This window comes from Sphingomonas sp. CFBP9019 (assembly GCF_034045155.1).
Lineage (GTDB): Bacteria > Pseudomonadota > Alphaproteobacteria > Sphingomonadales > Sphingomonadaceae > Sphingomonas > Sphingomonas aerolata.
Genome location: NZ_JAXCWK010000003.1, coordinates 436,965 through 459,749, shown reverse-complemented (window position 1 = coordinate 459,749; position 22,785 = coordinate 436,965). Strand labels below are relative to the sequence as shown.

Here is a 22,785-nt window from a genome sequence, read left to right as displayed (position 1 = left end):
GAAAAGGGCGGAAATGCAGAAGATTCTTCAGGTCGTGTGTGTCGTGCTGGTCGCGGCGGCGGTCATGTTCGGCGGGCGCTGGTACATGTATGTCGCGCGCGGCGAGACCCCGTATGACGAGGTCGGCATCGCGCTGAACGGCTATGCGCCCGCGCCGCTGCGCGCCTGGGGCTGTCACAAGATGCAGGAGCGGTTCTTCGGGCAGTTGCCGCCCTATGGTTGTGCTGGGCCGGATGGGCGCAGCTGGCTCTGACAGTGCACTAACCCACGTCATCCCAGCGTTCGCTGGGGTGACGGTTTGGGGAGTGGCGGACTAGGCCGACACCCGCGGCTTGAACGGAAGCAGCGTCTCGTACTGCGCGAGCGGCGGGGCGCCTGCGACCGTCGCGCCGGCACGCAGCAGGAAGGCGTGGCGGACGATCTCGCCCTGCTGCTCGATACCGTAGCGATGCAGCGCGACGCCGGGGCGCAACGCATAGTCATAGCGGCACCACGGATGCCGTACGAGCGGGAGGAAGATACCGCGCTGGTGTTGCCAGATATGCGTCATCTCGTGGATGAACAGCCCCTGCAGCGTCAGATGGGCATGCGCGAAATCGTCGCACCACAGATCGCCCTTGGGGTGGAAATGGATGCACCCGCGCGGCGCCATCACCGTGTCGCGCGGCTGGAAGAAGGCCCATTTGCTGCGCGCCAGGCGCACCGGCGCATAGTCGATCGCATCGCCGAAGACCGACGCCGCGAGCCGCGTCTCGGCCGGGGTCAGCGCTCGCGTCGACCGATCGCGAACGCTCACTTGGTTCCGGTGTCGCCGGCGCCGACGACGGCCGCGTTCTGCAGGATTCTGGTGCCGTCGGCGAAGGTGAGGGTGAAGGTGATGGTGCGTTCACCGGGCTTGATGCCGGGATTTACGTCGAACAGCATCACGTGACGGCCGCCCGGCGCGAACACGACATCGGTCTTGGCCGGGATCTCGACGCGCGCGATCGGTTTCATCGACGACACGCCGCCGGCCGACATGCTCTCGTGCATCTCGCTCCGGATCGCGACATCGGTGGTGACGTTGATCAGCGTCGCATCGGCCGGCCCGCCATGGATCGTGAAATAGCCTGCTGCCGGTCCACCCTTGACCGCAGCGAGCCGGACCCACGCCTTCTCGACGGACAGCTGTTGCGGCTGTGCACAGGCCGCCACCCCGACCAGGGCCGTCACGGCAAAAATACCACGCATCGTCATCATCGCCACTTCATACCCCTCTTGCGATCTCTACGAGCCGTACAATCTTGCGGCAAGCGCGAGCCAACCTATATCGCGCCCATCAATCGAAAGGTTCCACTGCCGTAACGGGGTGGAGCCCGAGACTTTTTTACGATGTGTGAGGGGCTATTTAAACTCATGGCTAAAGTAATCGGTATCGATCTCGGCACGACCAACAGCTGCGTTTCCGTCATGGAAGGTGGCAAGCCCAAGGTCATCGAGAATTCCGAAGGCGCGCGCACCACGCCGTCGATCGTCGCATTCGCCAAGGACGGCGAGCGACTGGTCGGCCAGCCGGCCAAGCGCCAGGCAGTGACCAACGGCGACAATACCATCTTTGCGGTGAAGCGCCTGATCGGCCGTCGTTTCGACGATCCGATCACCAAGAAGGACACCGAGCTGGTCCCGTACAAGATTTCGCGCGGGCCGAACGGCGACGCATGGGTCTCGGCCGGCGGCAAGGACTATTCGCCGTCGCAGATCTCGGCGTTCACGCTGCAGAAGATGAAGGAAACCGCTGAGTCGTATCTCGGCGAGACGGTCACGCAGGCAGTCATCACCGTTCCCGCATACTTCAACGACGCACAGCGCCAGGCGACCAAGGACGCCGGCCAGATCGCCGGCCTTGAAGTGCTGCGCATCATCAACGAGCCGACCGCAGCGGCGCTGGCCTACGGCCTCGACAAGCAGGACGGCAAGACGATCGCGGTCTATGATCTTGGCGGCGGCACGTTCGACATCTCGATCCTCGAGATTGGCGACGGCGTGTTCGAGGTGAAGGCGACCAACGGCGACACCTTCCTCGGCGGTGAGGATTTCGACAACAAGATCGTCCAGTTCCTCGCCGACGAGTTCAAGAAGGCGGAGGGCATCGACCTCGCCAAGGACAAGCTGGCGCTGCAGCGTCTGAAGGAAGCGGCCGAGAAGGCGAAGATCGAGCTCAGCTCGGCGCAGTCGACCGAGGTCAACCTGCCCTTCATCACCGCGGACCAGAACGGCCCGAAGCATCTGGTGAAGTCGATCACGCGCGCCGATCTGGAGCGGATGGTCGAGGACCTGGTCAAGCGGACGCTCGACCCCTGCAAGAAGGCACTCGCTGACGCCGGTCTGAAGGCCGACGACATCTCCGAGGTCGTGCTGGTCGGCGGCATGACGCGCATGCCGCGCGTCCGTGAAGTCGTGAAGCAATTCTTCGGCAAGGAGCCGCACACCGGCGTCAACCCGGACGAGGTCGTCGCGATGGGCGCCGCGATCCAGGCCGGCGTGCTGCAGGGCGACGTCAAGGACGTGCTGCTGCTCGACGTGACGCCGCTGTCGCTGGGCATCGAGACGCTGGGTGGCGTGTTCACCCGGATGATCGATCGCAACACGACGATCCCGACCAAGAAGTCGCAGACCTATTCGACCGCGGACGACAACCAGGGCGCGGTGACGATCCGCGTGTTCCAGGGCGAGCGCGAGATGGCGGCCGACAACAAGATGCTCGGCAATTTCGATCTCGTCGGCATCCCGCCGGCACCGCGCGGCGTGCCGCAGATCGAGGTCACGTTCGACATCGACGCCAACGGTCTCGTCAGCGTCTCGGCCAAGGACAAGGGCACCGGCAAGGAGCAGCAGATCCGCATCCAGGCATCGGGTGGCCTTTCAGACAGCGACATCGACCAGATGGTCCGCGATGCTGAGACCTTCGCCGAGGAGGACAAGAAGCGTCGTGCGGGCGCCGAGGCGAAGAACAACGCCGAGAGCCTGATCCACACGACCGAGCGTCAGCTTGCCGATAATGGCGACAAGGTGGACGATGCGCTCAAGACCGAGATCCAGGCCGCGATAGACGCGACCAAGGCCGCGGTCGAAGGCGGCGATGCCGATGCGATGACCGAGAAGAGCACCGCGCTCGCCCAGGTCGCGATGAAGCTCGGCCAGGCGATCTACGAGAAGCAGGCTCAGGCGGATGCCTCGCCGTCGGCTGATGGCGATGCGGCGAAGAAGGACGACGACGTCGTCGACGCCGAATTCTCGGAAGTCGACGAGAACCCGAAGGCGTAACTGAAACTCCCTCTCCCCAGGGTCCCATGAAAGTAATATTTTCATGGGTGCCCGGTCGGGGAGAGGGCCGGGGTGAGGGGCAGTTCCGCGCGCTGTCGTCCGGAACGGCCCCTCACCCAACCCTCTCCCCGGAGGGGAGAGGGCTAAGAGGGCCGTTATGAGTACCCAGACAGACTATTACGAACTGCTCGAAATCGAGCGGACCGCGGATGCGGGGACGATCAAGTCGTCCTACCGCAAGCTCGCGATGAAATATCACCCGGACAAGAATGCCGGTTGCAAGGATTCGGAGGCCCAGTTCAAGGCGGTCAGCGAGGCGTATGACTGCCTCAAGGATCCCCAGAAGCGTGCGGCCTATGATCGCTTCGGCCATGCCGCGTTCCAGAATGGCGGCGGCGGCGATCATGGCGGCGGCGCGCAGGATTTCGGCGGCTTCAGCGACATTTTCGAGAGCGTTTTCGGCGAATTCATGGGCGGCGCGCAGCGCGGCGGCGGTGGCCGATCGTCGGCACGTCGCGGCGCGGATTTGCGGTACGACATGGAAGTCAGCTTGGAAGAGGCGTTCCACGGCAAGGCGACCGAGATCACCGTCGACGTCTCGGCCGTGTGCGACACGTGCGACGGGTCGGGCGCTAAGGCCGGTACGCGTGCCAAGACCTGCCAGCATTGCGGCGGTCACGGCAAGGTCCGCGCACAGCAGGGCTTCTTTGTGGTTGAGCGCGCCTGCCCGGTCTGCAACGGCGCGGGTCAGGTGATCGCCGATCCATGCCCCGATTGCCGCGGCGAGGGCCGGGTCGAGAAGACCAAGACGCTCAGCATCAACGTGCCGCCCGGTGTCGATGAAGGCACGCGGATCCGGATGACGGGCGAGGGCGAGGCCGGCGCGCGCGGTGCACCGGCGGGCGATCTCTATATCTTCCTCCACGTCACCAAGCATAATCTGTTCGAGCGCGAGGGTACGACGCTGTTCGCGCGCGCACCGATCAGCTTCACGGTCGCGGCACTCGGCGGATCGCTGTCGATCCCCGGCCTCGACGGGCGCACGCACGAAGTGAAGATCCCGGCGGGTATCCAGTCGGGCAAGCAGCTGCGTCAGCGCGGTGCCGGCATGCCGGTATTGCAGGGCCGCGGTCATGGCGATCTGGTCGTGCAGATCGACGTCGAGACCCCGACCCGCCTGTCGAACCGGCAGAAGGAACTGCTCGAAATGTTCCGCGAGACCGAGACCGGCGACGAATGCCCCGACAGCCAAGGGTTCTTCGCCAAGCTGAAGGGCGTCTTCGCCGCGGAATAGGCCGCGCTGCTTGGCGCGCGTGACAGGGGGATAGTGTGGCGGCAATCGGTGTGACGTTTCTCGCTTGCTGGCTGCTGGTGCTCGCGGTGCCCACGATCCCCCTGTCTCGGTTCCTCCGCATGCTTTTGGTCGAGGCGCCGGTCAGGCGGGTGGCGCGGCTGACGCGCGGCGACGTCGCGGTCGGTCTGGTGCTGATTGCGGCAGCGTGCGTCATGATGTTCGCCGATGACGGCGACAGGGTCCGGGTTACCATGATGGGCGCGCCCGACATCGCGATCTGGCTGACATCGTTCGAAGTGTCGGCGTATCTGGACGTAGCGATTGGGTTGATCGGCGGGGTGTCGAGCCTGCGGATCCGGGGTTTGCCGGCTAGGCTGGCGGCGGTTCTACGACGTGGGCGGCCGGTGGGTGCAAACCGCCGTGCGATACGCGTGCGCAAACCCGACGCACCTAGTGGTGCCAACGACGATGATAATCGACGGGGTGTATCGCTAGCAGCCTGAAGGCGGGAGCCTGCGACCCTAGCCGCGCCCCTCCTTGGAGGGGCGGGCGGGCCGATGGATCAGAGGGTGGAAATGACCACCCCGACCACCAGCGCTTGAGCCGCGATCGCCAGCATCGAGCTGGTCACGGTTTCGAACATGCGCATGGGTAGGTCTCCGATGCCGGAGTAATATCCGGCATCGGTGATATGGCGATAGTTGCGGGATGTCGCAATTTTGTAACATGAAATCGTAATTGCGTTGCGTGCATTTTGGAGGTGGTCCGCAGCATCCCCTCATCCACCCACCGTCATCCTGACGAACGTCAGGACCCAGAGTACCAGTCGCTACCCTGCGTGGCTCTGGGTCCTGACGTTCGTCAGGATGACGGGTGGGGGCTAATGCCGTGCCGTTACGCCGCGCCGAACACCCGGGCGAAGATCGTGTCGACGTGCTTCAGGTGATAGCCAAGGTCGAACTTGTCCTCGAGCTCGGCATCGCTCAGCGTCACTTCGGGATCGGCCTTGAGCAGGTCGAGCAGCGAAAGTGCGCCGTCCGAATCCCACACCTTCATCGCGTTGCGCTGGACGAGGCGATAGGCGTCCTCGCGGCTCACCCCGGCCTGGGTCAGCGCGAGGAGGACGCGCTGCGAATGGACGAGTCCGCCCATCTTGTTGAGGTTCTTCTCCATTCGTGCCGGATAGACGACGAGCTTGTCCATCACCCCGGTCAGTCGCGCGAGCGCGAAGTCGAGCGTGATCGTCGCGTCGGGCCCGATGTACCGCTCGACCGACGAGTGCGAGATGTCGCGCTCATGCCACAGCGCGACATTCTCGAGCGCGGGGGTGACATAGCCGCGGACCATGCGCGCGAGGCCGGTCAGGTTCTCGGTCAGGACCGGGTTGCGCTTGTGCGGCATCGCCGAGGAGCCCTTCTGGCCGGGCGAGAAATATTCCTCCGCCTCGAGCACTTCGGTGCGCTGGAGATGGCGGATCTCGGTCGCGAGCCGCTCGATCGAGCTGGCGATCACGCCGAGTGTCGCGAAGAACATCGCATGGCGATCGCGCGGGATGACCTGGGTCGAGACGGGCTCGACCGACAGCCCGAGCTTGCCCGCGACATAGTCCTCGACGAACGGGTCGATGTTGGCGAACGTGCCGACCGCGCCCGAGATCGCACAGGTCGCGACGTCGGCGCGCGCCGCCACCAGCCGTGCGCGATTACGCGCGAACTCGGCATGCGCCTGCGCCATTTTGAGGCCGAAGGTAACGGGCTCGGCATGGATGCCGTGGCTGCGGCCGATCGTCGGTGTCATCTTGTGCTCGCGCGCGCGGCGTTCGAGCACGACCAGCAGCGCGTCGAGGTCGGCGATCAGGATGTCGCTCGCCTTGGCGAGCTGGACCGCGAGGCAGGTGTCGAGCACGTCAGACGAGGTCATGCCCTGGTGCATGAAGCGCGCCTCGGGGCCGACATGCTCGGCGACGTTGGTCAGGAAAGCGATGACGTCATGCTTGGTCTCGCGCTCGATCTCGTCGATCCGGTCGACCTCGAACGCGCCCTTTTCCCAGATCGCGGCCGCGGCCTCTTTCGGCACGACGCCGAGTTCGGCGAGCGCGTCGGTGGCGTGCGCCTCGATTTCGAACCAGATCTTGAAGCGCGCTTCGGGCGTCCAGATCGCGACCATGTCGGGGCGGGAATAGCGGGGGACCATCGGGATTTCCTGTGGCTGGGGAGAGGGGGCGCGACGCGCGCCCCGGCGGGACCCACGGCGGCGATCGCTCGCGCGGTAGCAGGCCGGACGGCAAGGTTCAAATCCAGCCCCGGGGCGATCGGGCGAGGCCAACGGAACCCTGCGCGGCAGTCATGCATTGTTGTCGCCTACTATCCGAACGAACGACCTTCGCGATTGGAAAGTCGCCACCTAGGTCGCAGCAGGAGAGAAGACATGCTGAAATTTACTCTACTTATCGGTGCGATTGCGCTTGCGACGCCGACATCGGCTCAGACCATGCCCGGCGGGGCGCCCAACTCACCGGCGCAGCCCATGGCGCAGACGGAATCTTCGCTGCAGTCGCCGTCATCTTCGACGATGCAGGGCAATCCTGCGGGAGCGACTGCGCAGCAGCCGGTGACGGGGGCGCAGGTGGCGCAGGTCGTCGATGCGGAATTTCCGGGATATGACAAGAATGGCGACAATCTGCTGAGCACGTCCGAATTTGGCGCCTGGATGGTCGCCTTAAAGACGCAGTCGGACCCGACCACGGTCGCGGCCGCGCCCGAGACGCGCAAATGGGTCGACGGCGCATTCGCGCAGGCGGATGCCGACAAAAACAAGATGCTGACCAAGACCGAGCTGACCAGGTTCCTGACCCAAGCCGGGTGAACCAAACGCGCGGGAGGATCCTCGCGACATCAAGGCCGCCGGCTGACCCCGGCGGCCTTTTTGCGTCACGCGCTCCTTAAATCAGCCCTTGCGCGCGAAGGCTTACATGGCCGGCAGTGCCGATGACGATGTGGTCGTGTACGGCGACTCCCAGCCGCTTGCCCGCCTCCGCGATCGTGCGGGTGATCTCGATGTCCGCGCGACTGGGGGAGGGGTCGCCGCTGGGATGATTGTGGACGAGGATGATCGAGGCCGAGCCGAGATCGATCGCGCGGCGGATCACCTCGCGGACATAGACCGCGGCCTGGTCGATCGAACCCTCGCTCATCACCTCGTCGCGGATCAGCATGTTACGCGTGTTGAGATGCAGCACGCGGAACCGTTCGATGACGTGGTGCGCCATGTCCGCGCGCAGATAGTCGAGCAGCGCCTGCCAGTTGGCGAGCACCGGCCGCTCGCCGACGCGCGCCTGCAACAGGCGAAGCGCGGCGGCGTGCGCGATCTTGACCGCGGCGGTCGAAATCTCGCCCATGCGATCGACCCGCGCGAGCGCCGCCGGATCGGCGGTCAGAACCCCGCCGATGCCCCCGAATTCGCGCATAAGGGCCTTGGCGAGCGCCTTGGTGTCGGCACGGGGAATCGCGACGGCGAGGAGATATTCGATCAGCTCGTGATCGAGCAGCGCCTCGCCACCGCCCTCGAACAGCCGCTTGCGCAGCCGCGCCCGGTGTCCCTTGCGCTCGTCGACTATATCGTCTGCCCCCGCCATGGCCGGATGCTAGCACATCCAGCCGCAATTGCATGACGCCCCCGCTACCGCCTATGCAGGCCGGGAAAGCGTGACGGAGTAAGCGGTTGACGGAGACGAGCGAGACAGGGCCCGACCCTCGCCGTCACGCGCCGGCTCGCCGTCGCGGCGGGCTCGCGCGGATTCAGCGAATCGTGCTGGTCGTAGCGCTCCTCCTGCTCGCCCTGCTCATCGGAGTCTGGGTACTCCGGAAGCAGATCGCTACGGGCTTCATCGATCGCGAACTCGCGCGTGCCGAGGTGCCTGCGCGCTACGAGATCGCCGATCTGGCGCTTGGCGGGCAAAGGCTGACCAATGTCGTGCTCGGCGATCAGGCCGATCCCGATCTGGTCGCAGACTGGGTCGAGACGCGGACCGGGATCGGGCTGTCGGGACCGTATCTGGAGGCGGTGCGCGCGGGGCGGGTGCGGCTGCGCGGGCGGCTGGTCGGTGGACGGTTGTCGCTGGGGGCGATCGACCGCCTCCTGCCTGCACCCTCGGGCAAGCCGTTCGCGCTGCCCGCGCTCGACGCGACCGTCGACGATGCGCGGATGCGGCTGGAGACGCCTTACGGGCTGGTCGGGTTGAAACTCACCGGGACGGGGAAGCTCGATAACGGTTTCAGGGGCTCGCTTGCTGCGGTCAGCGACCGGCTGAGCGTCGGCGGCTGTACGGGTGACCGCCTTGCCGCGACGGTACGCGTGGGGATCGACGAGGCGAAACCGATCCTGAAGGGCCCCGTGCGGCTGGGGCGGCTGGCGTGCGGCGATTCGCGCGCGGACAGCGTGGTCGCGACGCTCGACCTGACGCTCGGTGCGGCGCTCGATCGCTGGCAGGGGCGGGCCGCGCTGGCGACCGGACCGGCCGTCCTGCCCGGAGCGACGTTCGCCGCGGCCAAGGGCGACGTCGCCTTCGCGGGCACTGCTGCGGGAACCTCGGGCAAGGCGGATATCGCAGCGGATACCGTGCGGACGGCCGAGGGCCGCGCACGTCGCGTGTCGATCGCAGGATCCTACCGGCTCGGCGAGACGATCGCGTTCGAAGGTCGCGTTCGCGCGGCGGGTGCCGCGATCGCCCCACGTCGGCTTGCCGGGGTGGAGGCGTTGCAGGGATCGGCAGCCGGGTCGCCGGTCGCGCCCCTCATGGACGCCGCGGTGCAGGCCGTGACGCGGGCCGCAAAGGGCTTTGCCGCCGATGCGGTGATCGCGGTGCGGCAGCGCGGCGGGCGCGGCGAGGCCGTGCTGTCACGCCTCGCGCTCGCATCGGCGAGCGGCGCGAGGATCTCGCTTGATGGCGGGGAGGGGCTCCGGTTCGCATGGCCCGGAGCCGGTGCGTCTGGCGGAGGCGTCACGCTCGATACGACTCTTGCGACGCAGGGTGGCGGGTTGCCGCAGGCGCGCATCGCGCTAGCCCAGGCCCGGCCGGGTGCGCCCGTCCGCGGCGTCGCGACGGTCGCGCCTTATGTCGTGGACGGCGCGCGGCTGGTGTTGACCCCGGTGCGGTTCAGCGCGACGCCCGGCGGGGCGACCGCGATCACGACGCGGGTGACACTCGACGGTCCGATCGGCAGCGGCGGCAAGGACCGGGTCGAAGGCCTGTCGATGCCGATCGATGCCCGCTGGGACGGTAACACGCGGCTCGTCGTCAACACTGGCTGCACGCCGCTAGCGGTGCAGCGGTTGGCGGTGTCGGGGCTGGTGCTCGACCCTGCGCGGCTGTCGCTATGCCCGATCGACGGAGCGCTGGTGCAGACCGATCGCGGACGTCTGCGCGGCGGTGCGCGGATCGCCGCGGCCGCGCTGTCGGGGCGGCTGGGGCGGACGTCGCTGACGCTGAACGCGAGCGGAGCGACGCTGCGGCTGGCCGACCGGGGCTTTGCGATCGACGGCGTGCAGACCCGGATCGGCGCGCCCGAGCGGGTCACGCGGCTCGACTTCGCGACGATCACCGGGCGGATGACAGCGCAGGGAATCGCCGGCGCGTTCACCGGCGGGGCAGGGCAGATCGGCACTGTGCCGCTGCTGTTGAACGAGGCGGCGGGCGACTGGACGCTGATCGGCGGTGCGCTGGCGCTCGAAGGCACGATGGGTGTCAGCGACGCCGCCGCCACCGCGCGGTTCAAGCCGGTCGCGGCGCGCGGCGTGACGCTGTCGCTGGTCGGCGGCACGATCACTGCGGCCGGAACGCTGTTCGAACCGGTCAGCAGCACCAAGGTCGCCGACGTCACGCTTGTCCACGCACTGAGCACGGGCATCGGCCGCGCTGACCTGCTGGTGCCGGGGATCGTGTTCGCCAAGGACGCGCTGCAACCCGAGGCGCTGACGCCATTGACGTTCGGCGTGATCGCCGACGTCAATGGATCGGTCAGCGGCGACGGGCACATCGCGTGGACCCCCGACGGCGTGACGAGCACGGGGGTGTTTCGGACCGCCGGCACCGACCTTGCCGCCGCGTTCGGCCCGGTGACCGGGATCGCGACCGACATCCGCTTCACCGACCTGCTCAATCTGCAAAGCGCACCGGGGCAGGTCGCGACGATCCGCACGCTCAACCCCGGCATTCCGGTCAGCGACGGGACGATCCGCTATCAGACCCTGCCGGGTGCGCGCGTCCAGGTCGAGGGCGGGGCGTGGCCGTTTGCGGGCGGATCGCTGACGCTCGACCCGACGCTGCTTGATTTCTCCGCGCAGAGCGAACGGCGGATGACGTTCCACATCGCCAACATGGCCGCCGACCAGTTCCTTCAGCAGTTCGATTTCAAGAATCTCGACGCGACAGGGATCTTCGACGGCGTGCTGCCGATGATCTTCGACGAGACGGGCGGCCGGATCGAGGGCGGCGACCTGCGCGTCCGGCCGGGCGGCGGGACGCTCGCCTATGTCGGCGATCTCAGCCAGAAGGATCTCGGCATCTGGGCGAACATCGCGTTCCAGGCGCTCAAGTCGCTGCGCTACCAGTCACTGCGCGTCGGCATGAACGGGCCGCTCGCGGGCGAGATGGTGACCGACGTGCGCTTTGCCGGGATCAGCCAGGGCGAGGGGGCGAAGTCGAACTTCATCGTCCGCCGGCTGCAGAAGCTGCCCTTCGTGTTCAACATCCGGATCAAGGCGCCGTTTCGCGGACTGCTCGATTCGGCGCAGAGCTTCTATGACCCGAAGCGGCTGATCGAACGCAACCTGCCCGCACTGATCCAGCAGCAGTCCGCACCGCCATCCCCCGGGCCTGCCGTTCCCGCAGCCCCATCCATTCAGCCCGCCGAAAGCAGGATCGTGCCATGACCGAAACAGGATTGAACAAGCTGGAGCAAAGACCGATCTTGCACAGGATGAGGACGATCGTCTTTCTGGTCACGACCGCCGCCGCCCTGCCGGGCTGCATCAACGTGTCGGCGCCCGATAAGCCGATCGAGATCAACCTCAACATCAATGTGACGCAGGAAGTGGTCTATCGTCTCGATGGCGAGGCGAAATCGCTGATCCAGCAGAATCCGGGGATATTCTGAGATGAAGATCAAGGCTTTGACGATGATCGCAGCGGTGGCGGTGCTTGGCGGCCTGTCGGTCGCCGCGTCGGCGCAGCGTGACCCGGCCTATGCCGCGGCGCGCGCGGGCGGCGAGGTCGGCGAGCAGCCCGACGGCTATCTCGGGCTGGTCGGCGCGGCGAGCGGCGACCTGCGTGCGCTGGTCAACAGCATCAACATCCAGCGCAAGTCGGCCTATACCGCCAAGGCGCAGGCGAGCGGCGCGACGGTCGAGCAGCTGGCGTTCACCAGCGGTTGCAACCTGATCGCGGGGACCAATCCGGGCGAAAAGTACAAGACGCCGGGTGGTGTGTGGAAGACGCGCACCGCCGCCGCACCGGAGCGTGATTCGCGCTGCGTCTGAGCATGCCGTCCTAAGGCCCTACGTCATCCCGGGCTCGACGAAGGATCCAGAACCACACATGGTCCGCCTGCGGCTCTGGATCCTGACTTTCGTCAGGATGACGGATGATAGACGGCGTAACGCGCCCCGCAGTCACCACATTGATGACGATACTGTCACACCGGTTGACTTGGCCCCCCCCCTTTTCTAAACGGACCGCGCCTTGGCGGGATCGCTCGTCGCTGCGTATATCTCCCCGGTGTCGTATCAGGTGGAGAGCATGTCGTGGCGGAGATCGAACCCGGACAGGACCCCTACGGTGTTGAAGATCCGCGACTTTCCGCGCTCGATGAGCGATTGAGGGAGGTCAAGGCTCGGGAGACGCTGAAAAAGGGGCAGGGAGGGCCGGATGCCGAGCGGGGTTACTCGCAGGGCAATCGGGTCATCTCCGCCCTGATCGGGAGTCTCGTCGGCAGTGCGCTGATCGGATGGTTGATTGACCATTGGGTCGGCACTGGGCCTTGGGGTCTGATCGTGTTGCTGTTCCTCGGAATCGCGGTCGCGTTCAGGCAAATCATTCGAATTTCAGGCGAACGCCCGGAGTAGCCGGGCGTTTGTCGTTTCAAGACGGCAGGGATTCCACGTGGCGGCAGAACAGGGCGGCAAGATCGATCCGATGCACCAGTTCCTGATCGAGCCGGCGTTCGGCTCGCACTGGATCGTAGGTGGTTACGACCTGTCCTTCACCAATTCCGCGATGTGGATGGTGGTGACTCTGGTCGCACTTTGGGCCTTCATGATCGGCGGGATGAAGCGCGAGCTCGTCCCCGGTCGCTGGCAGGCCGCGGTCGAGGGCTTTACGGGCTTCATCTCGGGCATGCTCGAGCAGAATGTCGGGCCTGGCGGCAAGCGCTTTATCCCCTACGTCTTCTCGCTGTTCATGTTCATCCTGTTCGCGAACATCATCGGCCTGATGCCGTTCGGTATCGTGCCGGGCGTTCACCCGTTCACCGTGACCAGCCACATGACCGTCACCGGCGTGCTGGCGCTGATCAGCTTTGCGATCGTCCTGATCGTCGGCTTCGGCAAGCACGGTTTCCACTTCTTCTCGCTGTTCGTGCCGAGCGGCACGCCCGCGCTGATGATTCCGCTGATCTTCGTCGTCGAGCTGATGTCGTTTCTGGTGCGTCCGTTCTCGCTGGGTCTGCGACTGTTCGTGGCGATGACGGCGGGGCATATCCTGCTCAAGGTGCTCGCGGCCTTCGTGATCAACGGCATCAACCTGGGCGGCGTCTATATCGGTCTGGTGACCGCGCCGAGCATGCTGCTGATGATCGGCATCACGCTGCTCGAGCTGCTGGTCGCCGCGATCCAGGCCTATGTGTTCGCGCTGCTGACGTCGGTCTATCTGAACGACGCGGTCAACCTTCACTAAGTTTTCTTTCGAACCACTACTGATTTTCCAAGGGAGTTTTAACATGGACGTCAACGCAGCAAAGATGATCGGTGCCGGCCTCGCAGCGATCGGCATGGGCCTCGCCGCACTCGGCGTGGGTAACGTCTTCGCCCAGTTCCTCGCCGGCGCGCTGCGCAACCCGGGCGCTGCAGACAGCCAGCAGGGCCGTCTGTTCATCGGCTTCGCGGCTGCCGAGCTTCTCGGTCTGCTCGCATTCGTCACGATGATCATCCTGGTGTTCGTCGCCTAACATGCGCTGATCTGGCCGGGCGATATCCCGTCCGGCCGTATCACGAAGGACTGCCATGCCCCAGATTGCCCAGATAGCCGCCACCTACGCTTCACAAATCTTCTGGCTGCTCCTCACCTTCGGGATCCTGTATTTCGGGATCGGCAAGGGGATGGTGCCTAAGATCGTGTCGACCGTGGACGCGCGTGAAGGCCGAATCGCGGGCGATCTGGCAGCGGCAGTCGCTGCACGGGCGCAGGCCGATACGGTCCAGGCGACCTGGCAGGCCGAAATGGATGCGGCGCGCGTCGCGGCACAGGCCGAGACCGCGGCCGCGGCCAAGCGGGCGGCAACGGCTTTCGAGCAGCAGGTCCATGCGGCCGATGCCGAAATCGCCGAGCGTCTGGGTCATCACGATCTCGCCGTGGCGAATGCGAAGGCGCAGGCCCTCGCCAATCTTCAGAATGTCGCAGCCGAAGCGGCACAGCAACTGGCCGACAAGGTTGCCGGACTTCAGGTGAGCCTGGACTCGGCGAGCGATGCGGTACGCAGGACGATGGCTCATGGCTAATACCCCCGCCGCCAACCCGGACGCACCGGCCAAGGTGATCTCGGCCGAGGGCATGGCGCCCGAAGGCTCGATCGACAATCAGGGGTTGCAGGGTCACACCGTCGCGCCCGGTACCGTCGAGCATGTCGTCGACCCGACCGCGCTCGGCGTCAACTCGACCGGCTGGGTCGCGATCGCGATGATCATCGTCCTGGCGCTGATGGTGTGGAAGAAGGTCCCCGGCATGATCGGGCGGTCGCTCGACGCCAAGATCGCCGGGATCCGCACGCAGCTCGACGAGGCCAAGGCGCTGCGCGCCGAGGCCGAGGCGATCCGTGCGGAGTATGAGGCCAAGGCCAAGACTGCGCATCTCGAAGCCGAAGCGATGAAGGCGCATGCGCATACCGAAGCCGCGGCGATCATCGCCAAGGCCAAGGCGGGTGCCGAGGATTTGATGACGCGTCGCGCCAAGATGGCCGAGGATAAGATTGCCGCCGCAGAGCGCGCCGCGATCGCCGAGGTCCGTGCGCGGGCCGCCGACGCCGCTGCCAAGGCAGCCGGTATTTTGATCGCCGAGCATCACGATGCCGCCGCCGACCGCGCGATGGTCGATCGGTCGATCTCGGGGCTTGGCCGCCTGAACTAATCGTCTGCTCCCCCGCGAAAGCGGGGGGCAGGTTCTCACGACACAGCGCCGGCAACCCTGGACCCCCGCTTCCGCGGGGAACGGTCGTTCGCTCGGCGCCTTTTTCGTTTTTTACAGGCGGCCGTCTCTTCCCGGGTTTCCGGCGGCTGCGTCTCCAATCTGAGCCCGTTGGAGATACTCTTATGTCCTGGCTCATCCTCGGCGTTGCCGTGATCACCGAAATCACCTGGGCGCTCAGCCTCAAATGGGCGGCGACCGTTGCCACGTGGCAGGCGTCTTCGGTTCCGATCGTGCTGAGCTTCGTCAACATGGGCCTGCTCGCGCTCGCCATGCGTGGGCTGCCGGCGGGTACGGCGTATGCGATCTGGACCGGCGCTGGGGCGATCGGCGTGATCATCGGTGGCGTGATCCTGTTTGGCGACAAGGTCAGCGGCGTGCAGGCGTGTTTCATGGCGCTGACCGTCATCGGGATCGTTGGGACCAAGGTGTTTGCGCAAGCCTGATCGTCTGCCGTTGCCCGCAGGGCATGAAGAAGACTGCTCACGCGAAAGCGCGATGGCGCGAAAAGAAGGAAAATTAGTTCGCGCAGAGGCGCAGAGAGCGCGGAGGCGTGGCGCTTGGGATGGATCTTCCGACTGCCACACGGGCCATGAGCCTCCGGCGGTTCGAGGACAGATGCCAACCCTAATCGCTTCTTCTCTCTGCGTCCTCTGCGCCTCTGCGCGAAAATTCTCTACTCTTCGCGCCATCGCGCCTTCGCGTGACCATCAAGTCCTCGGCTGGCATAACCCCCTTCGACTCCCTAGATTCCCCAGCGATGTCCTCCCCCAATTCCCCCGACCGTTTCAACGAAGACAAATCCACCTTCGCTGTCCGCGGCGGCGGCGAGGCGCCCGATCTTGCGGCGGGCGTCGCGGCGATCCGCAACGTGCTCGACACGCTGCCGATCCGCCCCGGCGTCTACCGGATGCAGGATGCGCGCGGCGACGTGCTCTATGTCGGCAAGGCGCGGGCACTCAGGAACCGGGTCGCCAACTATGTCCAGGTCGAACGCCTGGCCAAGCGGCTGCAGCGGATGGTGTCGCAGACCCGGTCGATGACGATCGTCACGACCAACAACGAGGCCGAGGCGCTGCTGCTCGAATCGCAGCTGATCAAGCGCTATCGCCCCGCCTACAACGTGCTGCTACGCGACGATAAGAGCTTCCCCTTCATCCTGCTGCGCGACGATCACGACTTTCCGCGCGTCCAGAAGCACCGCGGCGCCCGGCGTGCGAAGGGCAATTACTACGGCCCGTTCGCCAGCGCAGGGTCGGTCAACAACACGCTCAACGCGCTCCAGAAGCTGTTCCTGTTGCGCAGCTGCACCGACAGCTTCTTCAAGACCCGCGACCGTCCGTGCCTGCTCTACCAGATCAAGCGCTGCTCCGCGCCGTGCGTCGGCCGGATTGACGAGGGTGCGTACAAGGAGCTGGTCGAGGACGCGAAGAGCTTCCTCGCGGGCAAGTCGACCGGCGTGCAGGCCAAGCTCGGCGCGCAGATGCAGGCTGCCGCCGAAAACATGGACTTCGAACTCGCCGCGCTGCTGCGCGACCGGTTGAAGGCGCTGACGTTCATCCAGGGCACGCAGGCGATCAACGCGGAAGGGGTGGGCGACGCCGATATCTTCGCGATGGCGTGCAAGGACGGGCTGATCGGCATCCAGGCGTTCTTCATCCGCGGCGGTCAGAACTGGGGGCATCGCAGCTTCTTCCCGCAGCACACCAACGACGTGCCCGAGGACGAGGTGCTGACCAGCTTTCTCGGGCAGTTTTATGAAGACGTGCCGCCCGCACGGCAGATCCTGCTCGACCGCGAGCTTCCCGAAGGCGCGCTGCTGGTCGAGGCGCTGGGCGAGCGCGCGGGCTACAAGGTCGCGGTGCAGGTGCCGCAGCGCGGCGATCGCCGTCGCCTGATGGATCAGGCCAAGCGCAATGCGGTCGAGGCGATCGAGCGACGTCAGGCCGAGTCGACGACGCAGGCCAAGCTGCTGCGCGAGGTCGCCGACCTGTTCGACCTCGCCGAGCCGCCGCAGCGGATCGAGATCTACGACAACAGCCATATCCAGGGCACTGCCGCGACCGGCGCGATGGTGGTCGCCGGCCCCGAAGGCTTCCGCAAGGGCCAGTATCGCAAGTTCAACATCAAGAACAAGGAGACCATCCCGGGCGACGATTTCGGGATGATGCGTGAGGTCTTCACCCGGCGGTTCGCGCGCGCGCAGGCCGAGGATCCCGACCGCGACTCGGGCGAATGGCCCGACCTGGTGCTGATCGACGGCGGCAAGGGGCAGCTCAATACGGTGAAGGCCGCGCTCGAGGAGCTCGGCGTCGAGGACGTGTGCCTCGTCGGGATCGCCAAGGGGCCGCAGCATGGCCGCGACGGGCGCGAGGTATTCCACATGCTCGACGGTCGTGAATTCCAGCTGCCCGTCAACGCGCCGGTGCTGTTCTACCTCCAGCGCTTACGCGACGAGGTCCACCGGTTCGCGATCGGCGTCCACCGCGACAAGCGCAGCAAGGCGATCGGCGCGAGTCCGCTCGACGAGGTTCCGGGCATCGGCCCGGCGCGCAAGAAGGCGCTGCTGATGCATTTCGGCACCGGTCGCGCGGTCCGCAACGCCAGCCTGCAGGATCTGCAGCAGGCGCCGGGCGTGTCCGCAGCGGTCGCACAGCAGGTGTACGACTTTTACCATTCAAGATAATTCAGTTTAATAATGTTGATCAATCTTCGGCTGAGGCCGATAGATTGCGGAGGTCGGGTCACGCCTGTCTCGTAGGCGGAAACCTTATCTTCACCACGGGACACTAGGCCAGTGACGTGACCACGGCAGTTTTCCTGACGATCGACACCGAATTTGCCTGGCGGCACCACCGCGAGGGGCTTTGTAGCGATGCGATCTACCACCGGTCGGTCGAGCCCGCGGGCGTCGGGATCAGCTATCAGCTCGACAAGCTCGCGCGGTACGGCCTGAAGGCCTGTTTCTTCGTCGACCCGATGCCCGCGCTGACCTTCGGGATCGAGCCGGTCCGGCGGATGGTCGCGACGATCCTCGACGCGGGGCAGGAGGTCCAGCTGCATCTCCATCCCGCCTGGACCGCCGCAATTGCCCGGGATTGTGGCGCGAATCACGCGAAGTTCGACCTGTCCGACTATCCGCTGGCCGAACAATACGCGCTGATCCTGCGCGCCACCGAACTGCTGATCGACGCGGGTGCGCCCGACCCGATCGCGTTTCGCGCGGGCAGCTATGCCGCGAACGACGATACGCTGGCCGCGCTCGCTGTGCTCGGTTTCGCCTATGACAGCAGCCATAACGGTGCGGCTGCGTGCGATGCGAGCAGGATCTCGCTGTCGCCGCGTCAGATCGCGCCGGTCGCCGTGCAGGGTCTGATCGAGATCCCGGTGACCGTGATCGAGGATCGGCCGGGTCAGTTGCGCACGCTGCAGCTCTGCGCCCTGTCCGCGAACGAGAGCCGCGATGCGCTCGAACACGCCGCGGCCCGGGGGCATGTCGCCGCGACGATCGTCAGCCATGGTTTCGAGCTGGCGAATCGGCAGGGCACGCGCGCGAACGCGGTCCATGTCCGCCGGTTCGAGGCGCTGTGCGCGACGCTGGCGGAGCTGCGCACGGATTTGCCAACCCGGCATTTCCGCGATCGCCCGCCGCTGGTCCTTGGCCGGCACGACCGGCCGCTGGCGCGCGATCCGATCCGGCGGGGCCTGCGCCAGGCCGAGCAGCTCTGGTCGAACTGGGTCGAAGAACGCGCCTGATGACCGCGGTCAGCGTCCGCCTGAAGTTCCAGCTCGGCGCGCGCACGCTGGCGACGATCCCGCGCCGGCTGGTGCGCGTCGCGCTGTCGCTCGACGATGTGCTGGCGGGCGATGTACCGATCCTGCCCGCGCTGCCGACCCAGGCCGATGGCTATGTGGTCACCTCGTTGCCCGCGGACCGGGTGGACGCGCTGGACACGCATCGCCTGCTGACCGTCGTCCGGCAGCGTTATGTCCGGTATCACGCAGACCTGCGGATCGGCGAGGCGGCATGGCTCGCGACGCTGTCGGGCAGCGCGCGGTCGGGGCTGAAGCGCAAGTCGAAGCGGCTGGCCACCCTGTCGGGCGGCAGGCTCGACATCCGCGCCTATCGGACCCCTGCTGAGATCGCGGTGTTTCACCCGCTGGCGCGGACGGTGTCGGCGACCACCTATCAGGAGCGGCTGCTGGGATCGGGGCTCCCCGACGGCGAGGCGGCGCTGCAGGGTTTCGAGGCGCTCGCCGCGGCGGACCGGGTGCGGGCCTGGCTGCTGTTCGTCGAGGGCCGGCCAATCGCCTATCTCTGCTGTACCGCGCAGGGCGGGACGCTGCGCTATGACCATGTCGGGCATGACCCCGCCGAGAACGCTCTGTCGCCGGGTGCGGTGTTGCAGGTCGAGGCGATGCGGCAGCTGTTCGACGACCGCTTCGCCTGGTTCGATTTCACCGAGGGGGAGGGGCAGCACAAGCGGCAGTTCGCGACGACGGGGACGGCGTGCGTCGATCTGCTGCTGTTGCGGCCGATGCTGGCGAACCGCGCGACGGTGGCCGCGCTGGGGGCGTTCGATGGCGCGGCGGGCTGGGCGAAGCGGACGCTGTCGCATCCGCGGCTCGCACGCATGATGCGCGGGATCCGGCGCTGAGCGCGCCTGACAGGTGGATCTGGAACAAGCGAAGTTTTCGAGGCTCCCGTTCGTCACGACGCACGCGTAAGAACGGGCGATGCATCTTCGCGCGTCCGCCATCGTCGTCGCCGTTCGCCAGCATGGCGAGCATGGCGCGATCGTGCGGGCATTGACGCGCGAGGACGGCGTGCAGCCGGGTTATGTGCGCGGCGGGCGGTCGCGCGCGATGCGGCCGGTGCTGCTCGCGGCGAACGTGATCCAGGGCGAATGGCGCGCGCGGACCGGTGACCAGCTCGCCGCGCTGACCGCCGAGCTGATCCACAGCCGCGCGACGCTGCACGGCGAGCCGCTCGCGGCGGGTGCGCTCGAATGGGCGACGGCGCTGGCCGCGGTCGCGCTGCCGGAGGCGCAGCCCTATCCGCATATCCACGACGCGCTGGACGGCGTTCTCGGCGCGATCGAGGCGGCGCCGTCGGCGCGCGGCTGGGCCGCGGCGCTGGTACGGTACGAACTGCTGCTGCTCGCGGAGCTCGGTTTCGGTCTCGATCTCGACCAGTGCGTAGCGAGCGGCGCGGTCGACGACCTCGCATTCGTCAGTCCGCGGAGCGGGGCGGCGGTGTCGCGCGGTGCGGCGCAGGGCTATGAAGCCAAGCTGTTGCCGCTGCCCGCTTTTCTTACTGCCGGGGGCGAGGCGGGGTGGCCGGACATCTTCGACGGACTGCGGCTGACCGAGCATTTCCTGACTCGCGATGTTCTGGTCGAACGCCGTGCCGAACCGCTCGCAGCGCGGGCTCGCCTCGTCGATCGGCTCAAAAGGGCGGTTGCGTGAGCGCGGCTTGCCCGGCAAGGGCGGCGGCGGAGGAACGCACATGCCCTTGATCGCGATACTGGCCGGCGACGGCATCGGACCCGAAGTGACTGCCGAGGCGCGCCGCGTGCTCGACCGGCTCGACCTCGATCTGAGCTTTGACGAGGCGCTGGTCGGTGGTGCGGCGTACAAGGCGGCGGGGCATCCGCTGCCGCCCGAGACGCTGGCGCTCGCGCGGCGCGCGGACGCCGTGCTGTTCGGTGCGGTCGGCGACCCCGATTGCGATCGGCTCGAACGGCATTTGCGACCAGAACAGGCGATCCTGGGCTTGCGCAAGGAGCTGGGGCTGTTCGCCAATTTGCGTCCGGCCAAGCTGTTCGCGGGGCTGGAGGATGCGTCGTCGCTGCGGCCGGAGATCGCACGCACGATCGATATGGTGATCGTCCGCGAGCTGACCGGCGACGTGTATTTCGGCGCCAAGGGCATCCGGACGACGGCCGAGGGCCTGCGCGAAGGCCATGACGAGATGCGTTACGACGAGGCGGAGATCGCCCGGATCGCGCGCGTCGGGTTCGAGACCGCCCGTACCCGCAAGAGCAAGCTGCTGTCGGTCGACAAGGCCAATGTCTTGGAGACGTCGCAGCTGTGGCGCGACGTCGTGATCGAGGTGTCGGCGGACTATCCCGACGTCGCGCTCAGCCACATGTATGTCGACAACGCGGCGATGCAGCTGGTGCGCGATCCCGGCCAGTTCGACGTGGTCGTCACCGGCAATCTGTTCGGCGACATCCTGTCCGACCAGGCATCGATGTGCGCGGGATCGATCGGCATGCTGCCCTCCGCTGCGCTCGATGGCCAGGGTCACGGTCTGTACGAACCGATCCATGGCAGCGCGCCCGACATTGCCGGGCAGGGCAAGGCGAACCCCTGCGCCGCGATCCTGTCCGCGGCGATGATGCTGCGGCATTCGCTCGACAAGGCCGACGCGGCCGACCGGATCGAGGCGGCGGTGGCGGCGGCGATCCTGGCCGGCGCGCGGACCCCTGACCTCGGCGGCACGCTGACGACGCGCGCGATGGGCGACGCGGTGATCGCATCGCTCGGGTGAGTCCGGTCGAGCTGGACGCGGAGCGGGGCTCGGGGCCGGACACGCTCGAGATCGCGGTCGTCATCCCGACGTTCAACGAAAAGGCAAACGTCGCCGCGCTGATCGCCAAGCTCGACCAGGCACTGGCGGGACGGCGCTGGGAAGCGATCTTCGTCGACGACGACAGCCCGGACGGCACCGCCGAGGCGGCGCGCGTGCTCGGGCGCAGCGACATGCGCGTCCGCGTTATCCAGCGGATCGGCCGACGGGGGCTGTCCTCGGCCTGTATCGAGGGGCTGTGCGCGACCGCCGCGCCCGTCGTCGCGGTGATCGACGGCGATCTGCAGCATGACGAGACGCTGTTGCCAAAGATGCTCGACCTCCTTCAGGCGGGCGATCACGACGTGGTGATCGGTTCGCGCTTCGTCAGCGGCGGCGGGACCGGCGACTGGGACCGCGACCGCGTCGCCAAGTCCGCGCTCGCCACACGGCTGTCGCGGCGCGTGCTCAAGGCGGATCTGAGCGATCCGATGAGCGGCTTCTTCGCGATCCGTACCGACGTCGCGCGCGCGCTTGCGCCCAGACTGTCGGCGATCGGGTTCAAGATCCTGCTCGACCTGCTGACCGCGTCGCCCGAGCCGCTGCGGTTCGCCGAGCTGCCCTATACCTTCCGCTGCCGGACCGAGGGGGAGAGCAAGCTCGATCACGTCGTCGCGCTGGAATATCTGATCGCGCTGTACGACCGGATGTTCGGGCGGTTCGTGCCGGTGCGGTTCGCGATGTTCTCGGCGATCGGCGTGCTCGGCATCGGCGTGCACATGGCGGTGCTCAGCGCGCTGTTCGTCGGGATCGGGACGTCGTTCCTGGTCGGGCAGATCGGCGCGACGCTGGCCGCGCTGACGATGAACTTCTTCCTCAACAACGCGCTGACCTATCGCGACCGGCGGCTGAAGGGATGGCGGCAGCTCGCCGATGGCTGGGTATCGTTCGCGCTCATCTGTTCGGTTGGCGCGATTGCCAATGTCGGGATCGCAGCGTTCATGCACGATGTGCGCAACGACGCCTGGGCGGTGTCGGCGATGATCGGCGTGCTGGTCGGCGCGGTGTGGAATTATGCGCTGTCATCCAGGTTTACCTGGGGGCGCTACTAGCGCGCGCGACCCTCCGCGGGGGTTGTCATCACCGCCCGCCCCCGGCAAA

The 22,785-nt window shown here is 66.7% G+C and carries 24 protein-coding genes; 20 read left to right on the top strand and 4 right to left on the bottom strand.

The genetic code is table 11. The features are described from left to right. Positions 1-13: 13 nt before the first annotated feature. The gene (locus SOM18_RS10190; RefSeq protein ID WP_031394647.1) at positions 14-253 is read left to right on the top strand and encodes a hypothetical protein; all 240 of its coding nucleotides are present in this window, start codon (positions 14-16) and stop codon (positions 251-253) included. A gap of 60 nt (positions 254-313) precedes the next feature. On the opposite strand, the gene SOM18_RS10185 is transcribed toward SOM18_RS10190, so the two are convergent. Both SOM18_RS10185 and SOM18_RS10180 read right to left on the bottom strand, forming a co-directional pair. Further along, positions 314-796, bottom strand: coding sequence for a hypothetical protein (locus SOM18_RS10185; RefSeq protein WP_031441501.1), 483 nt, complete (start codon positions 794-796; stop codon positions 314-316). Continuing rightward, positions 793-1,239: a copper chaperone PCu(A)C gene (locus tag SOM18_RS10180; RefSeq protein ID WP_031441500.1), complete on the bottom strand. Its 447-nt coding sequence runs from the start codon at positions 1,237-1,239 to the stop codon at positions 793-795. Before SOM18_RS10180 ends, SOM18_RS10185 begins: the two co-directional genes overlap by 4 nt. A 156-nt stretch (positions 1,240-1,395) precedes the next feature. Here SOM18_RS10180 and dnaK point away from each other — a divergent pair, with 156 nt between their 5' ends. The 3 genes from dnaK to SOM18_RS10165 all read left to right on the top strand — a co-directional run bounded on the left by dnaK (position 1,396) and on the right by SOM18_RS10165 (position 5,100). Continuing rightward, on the top strand, positions 1,396-3,303 hold the full coding sequence (dnaK, locus tag SOM18_RS10175; RefSeq protein WP_031441499.1) for a molecular chaperone DnaK: 1,908 nt from the start codon (positions 1,396-1,398) through the stop codon (positions 3,301-3,303). Positions 3,304-3,460: 157 nt separating this feature from the next. Beyond that, positions 3,461-4,597: a molecular chaperone DnaJ gene (gene dnaJ, locus SOM18_RS10170; RefSeq protein ID WP_031441498.1), complete on the top strand. Its 1,137-nt coding sequence runs from the start codon at positions 3,461-3,463 to the stop codon at positions 4,595-4,597. A 35-nt stretch (positions 4,598-4,632) separates the two neighbouring features. Next, positions 4,633-5,100, top strand: a complete 468-nt coding sequence (locus SOM18_RS10165) for a hypothetical protein (RefSeq protein ID WP_031441497.1) — start codon at positions 4,633-4,635, stop codon at positions 5,098-5,100. Between the two features lie 391 nt (positions 5,101-5,491). Here SOM18_RS10165 and purB read toward each other — a convergent pair whose 3' ends face one another. Continuing rightward, on the bottom strand, positions 5,492-6,790 hold the full coding sequence (gene purB, locus SOM18_RS10160) for an adenylosuccinate lyase (protein ID WP_031441496.1): 1,299 nt from the start codon (positions 6,788-6,790) through the stop codon (positions 5,492-5,494). Between the two features lie 234 nt (positions 6,791-7,024). On the opposite strand from purB, the gene SOM18_RS10155 reads away from it, so the two are divergent. Then, on the top strand, positions 7,025-7,462 hold the full coding sequence (locus SOM18_RS10155; RefSeq protein ID WP_031394654.1) for a hypothetical protein: 438 nt from the start codon (positions 7,025-7,027) through the stop codon (positions 7,460-7,462). A gap of 76 nt (positions 7,463-7,538) precedes the next feature. On the opposite strand, the gene radC is transcribed toward SOM18_RS10155, so the two are convergent. After that, positions 7,539-8,231, bottom strand: a complete 693-nt coding sequence (radC, locus tag SOM18_RS10150; protein WP_320481617.1) for a RadC family protein — start codon at positions 8,229-8,231, stop codon at positions 7,539-7,541. A 173-nt stretch (positions 8,232-8,404) separates the two neighbouring features. On the opposite strand from radC, the gene SOM18_RS10145 reads away from it, so the two are divergent. The 15 genes from SOM18_RS10145 to SOM18_RS10075 all read left to right on the top strand — a co-directional run bounded on the left by SOM18_RS10145 (position 8,405) and on the right by SOM18_RS10075 (position 22,736). Continuing rightward, complete coding sequence (locus tag SOM18_RS10145) at positions 8,405-11,527, top strand: YdbH domain-containing protein (RefSeq protein ID WP_320481616.1); 3,123 nt, start codon at positions 8,405-8,407, stop codon at positions 11,525-11,527. Between the two features lie 47 nt (positions 11,528-11,574). Continuing rightward, positions 11,575-11,751, top strand: coding sequence for a YnbE family lipoprotein (locus SOM18_RS10140; RefSeq protein WP_081874129.1), 177 nt, complete (start codon positions 11,575-11,577; stop codon positions 11,749-11,751). Between the two features lies 1 nt (position 11,752). Beyond that, complete coding sequence (locus tag SOM18_RS10135; protein WP_031439562.1) at positions 11,753-12,133, top strand: YdbL family protein; 381 nt, start codon at positions 11,753-11,755, stop codon at positions 12,131-12,133. A 264-nt stretch (positions 12,134-12,397) separates the two neighbouring features. Continuing rightward, positions 12,398-12,718, top strand: coding sequence for an AtpZ/AtpI family protein (locus SOM18_RS10130; RefSeq protein WP_031394298.1), 321 nt, complete (start codon positions 12,398-12,400; stop codon positions 12,716-12,718). Positions 12,719-12,788: 70 nt separating this feature from the next. Further along, positions 12,789-13,547 carry a F0F1 ATP synthase subunit A gene (locus tag SOM18_RS10125; RefSeq protein WP_031394299.1) on the top strand — a complete coding sequence of 253 codons (759 nt, stop codon included), beginning with the start codon at positions 12,789-12,791 and terminating at the stop codon, positions 13,545-13,547. Positions 13,548-13,590: 43 nt separating this feature from the next. Beyond that, the gene (locus SOM18_RS10120; protein ID WP_031394300.1) at positions 13,591-13,818 is read left to right on the top strand and encodes a F0F1 ATP synthase subunit C; all 228 of its coding nucleotides are present in this window, start codon (positions 13,591-13,593) and stop codon (positions 13,816-13,818) included. 55 nt (positions 13,819-13,873) lie between these two features. After that, complete coding sequence (locus SOM18_RS10115; RefSeq protein WP_031394301.1) at positions 13,874-14,368, top strand: ATPase; 495 nt, start codon at positions 13,874-13,876, stop codon at positions 14,366-14,368. Next, entirely contained in the window at positions 14,361-14,993 is a 633-nt protein-coding gene (locus SOM18_RS10110; protein WP_037529993.1) for an ATP synthase subunit B, read from the top strand. The genes SOM18_RS10115 and SOM18_RS10110 overlap by 8 nt, the downstream gene beginning before the upstream one ends. A gap of 182 nt (positions 14,994-15,175) precedes the next feature. Further along, positions 15,176-15,496, top strand: coding sequence for a DMT family transporter (locus tag SOM18_RS10105; RefSeq protein ID WP_031394303.1), 321 nt, complete (start codon positions 15,176-15,178; stop codon positions 15,494-15,496). Positions 15,497-15,810: 314 nt separating this feature from the next. Next, entirely contained in the window at positions 15,811-17,736 is a 1,926-nt protein-coding gene (uvrC, locus tag SOM18_RS10100) for an excinuclease ABC subunit UvrC (RefSeq protein ID WP_031439559.1), read from the top strand. Between the two features lie 116 nt (positions 17,737-17,852). Next, entirely contained in the window at positions 17,853-18,806 is a 954-nt protein-coding gene (locus SOM18_RS10095; protein ID WP_031439558.1) for a polysaccharide deacetylase, read from the top strand. Continuing rightward, entirely contained in the window at positions 18,806-19,708 is a 903-nt protein-coding gene (locus SOM18_RS10090; protein WP_031439557.1) for a GNAT family N-acetyltransferase, read from the top strand. Before SOM18_RS10095 ends, SOM18_RS10090 begins: the two co-directional genes overlap by 1 nt. Positions 19,709-19,787: 79 nt before the next feature. Continuing rightward, positions 19,788-20,519, top strand: a complete 732-nt coding sequence (gene recO / locus SOM18_RS10085) for a DNA repair protein RecO (protein WP_107932224.1) — start codon at positions 19,788-19,790, stop codon at positions 20,517-20,519. 40 nt (positions 20,520-20,559) lie between these two features. Beyond that, positions 20,560-21,606: a 3-isopropylmalate dehydrogenase gene (gene leuB, locus SOM18_RS10080; protein ID WP_031440766.1), complete on the top strand. Its 1,047-nt coding sequence runs from the start codon at positions 20,560-20,562 to the stop codon at positions 21,604-21,606. Further along, positions 21,603-22,736: a glycosyltransferase family 2 protein gene (locus tag SOM18_RS10075; protein WP_320481615.1), complete on the top strand. Its 1,134-nt coding sequence runs from the start codon at positions 21,603-21,605 to the stop codon at positions 22,734-22,736. Before leuB ends, SOM18_RS10075 begins: the two co-directional genes overlap by 4 nt. Positions 22,737-22,785: the final 49 nt, after the last annotated feature.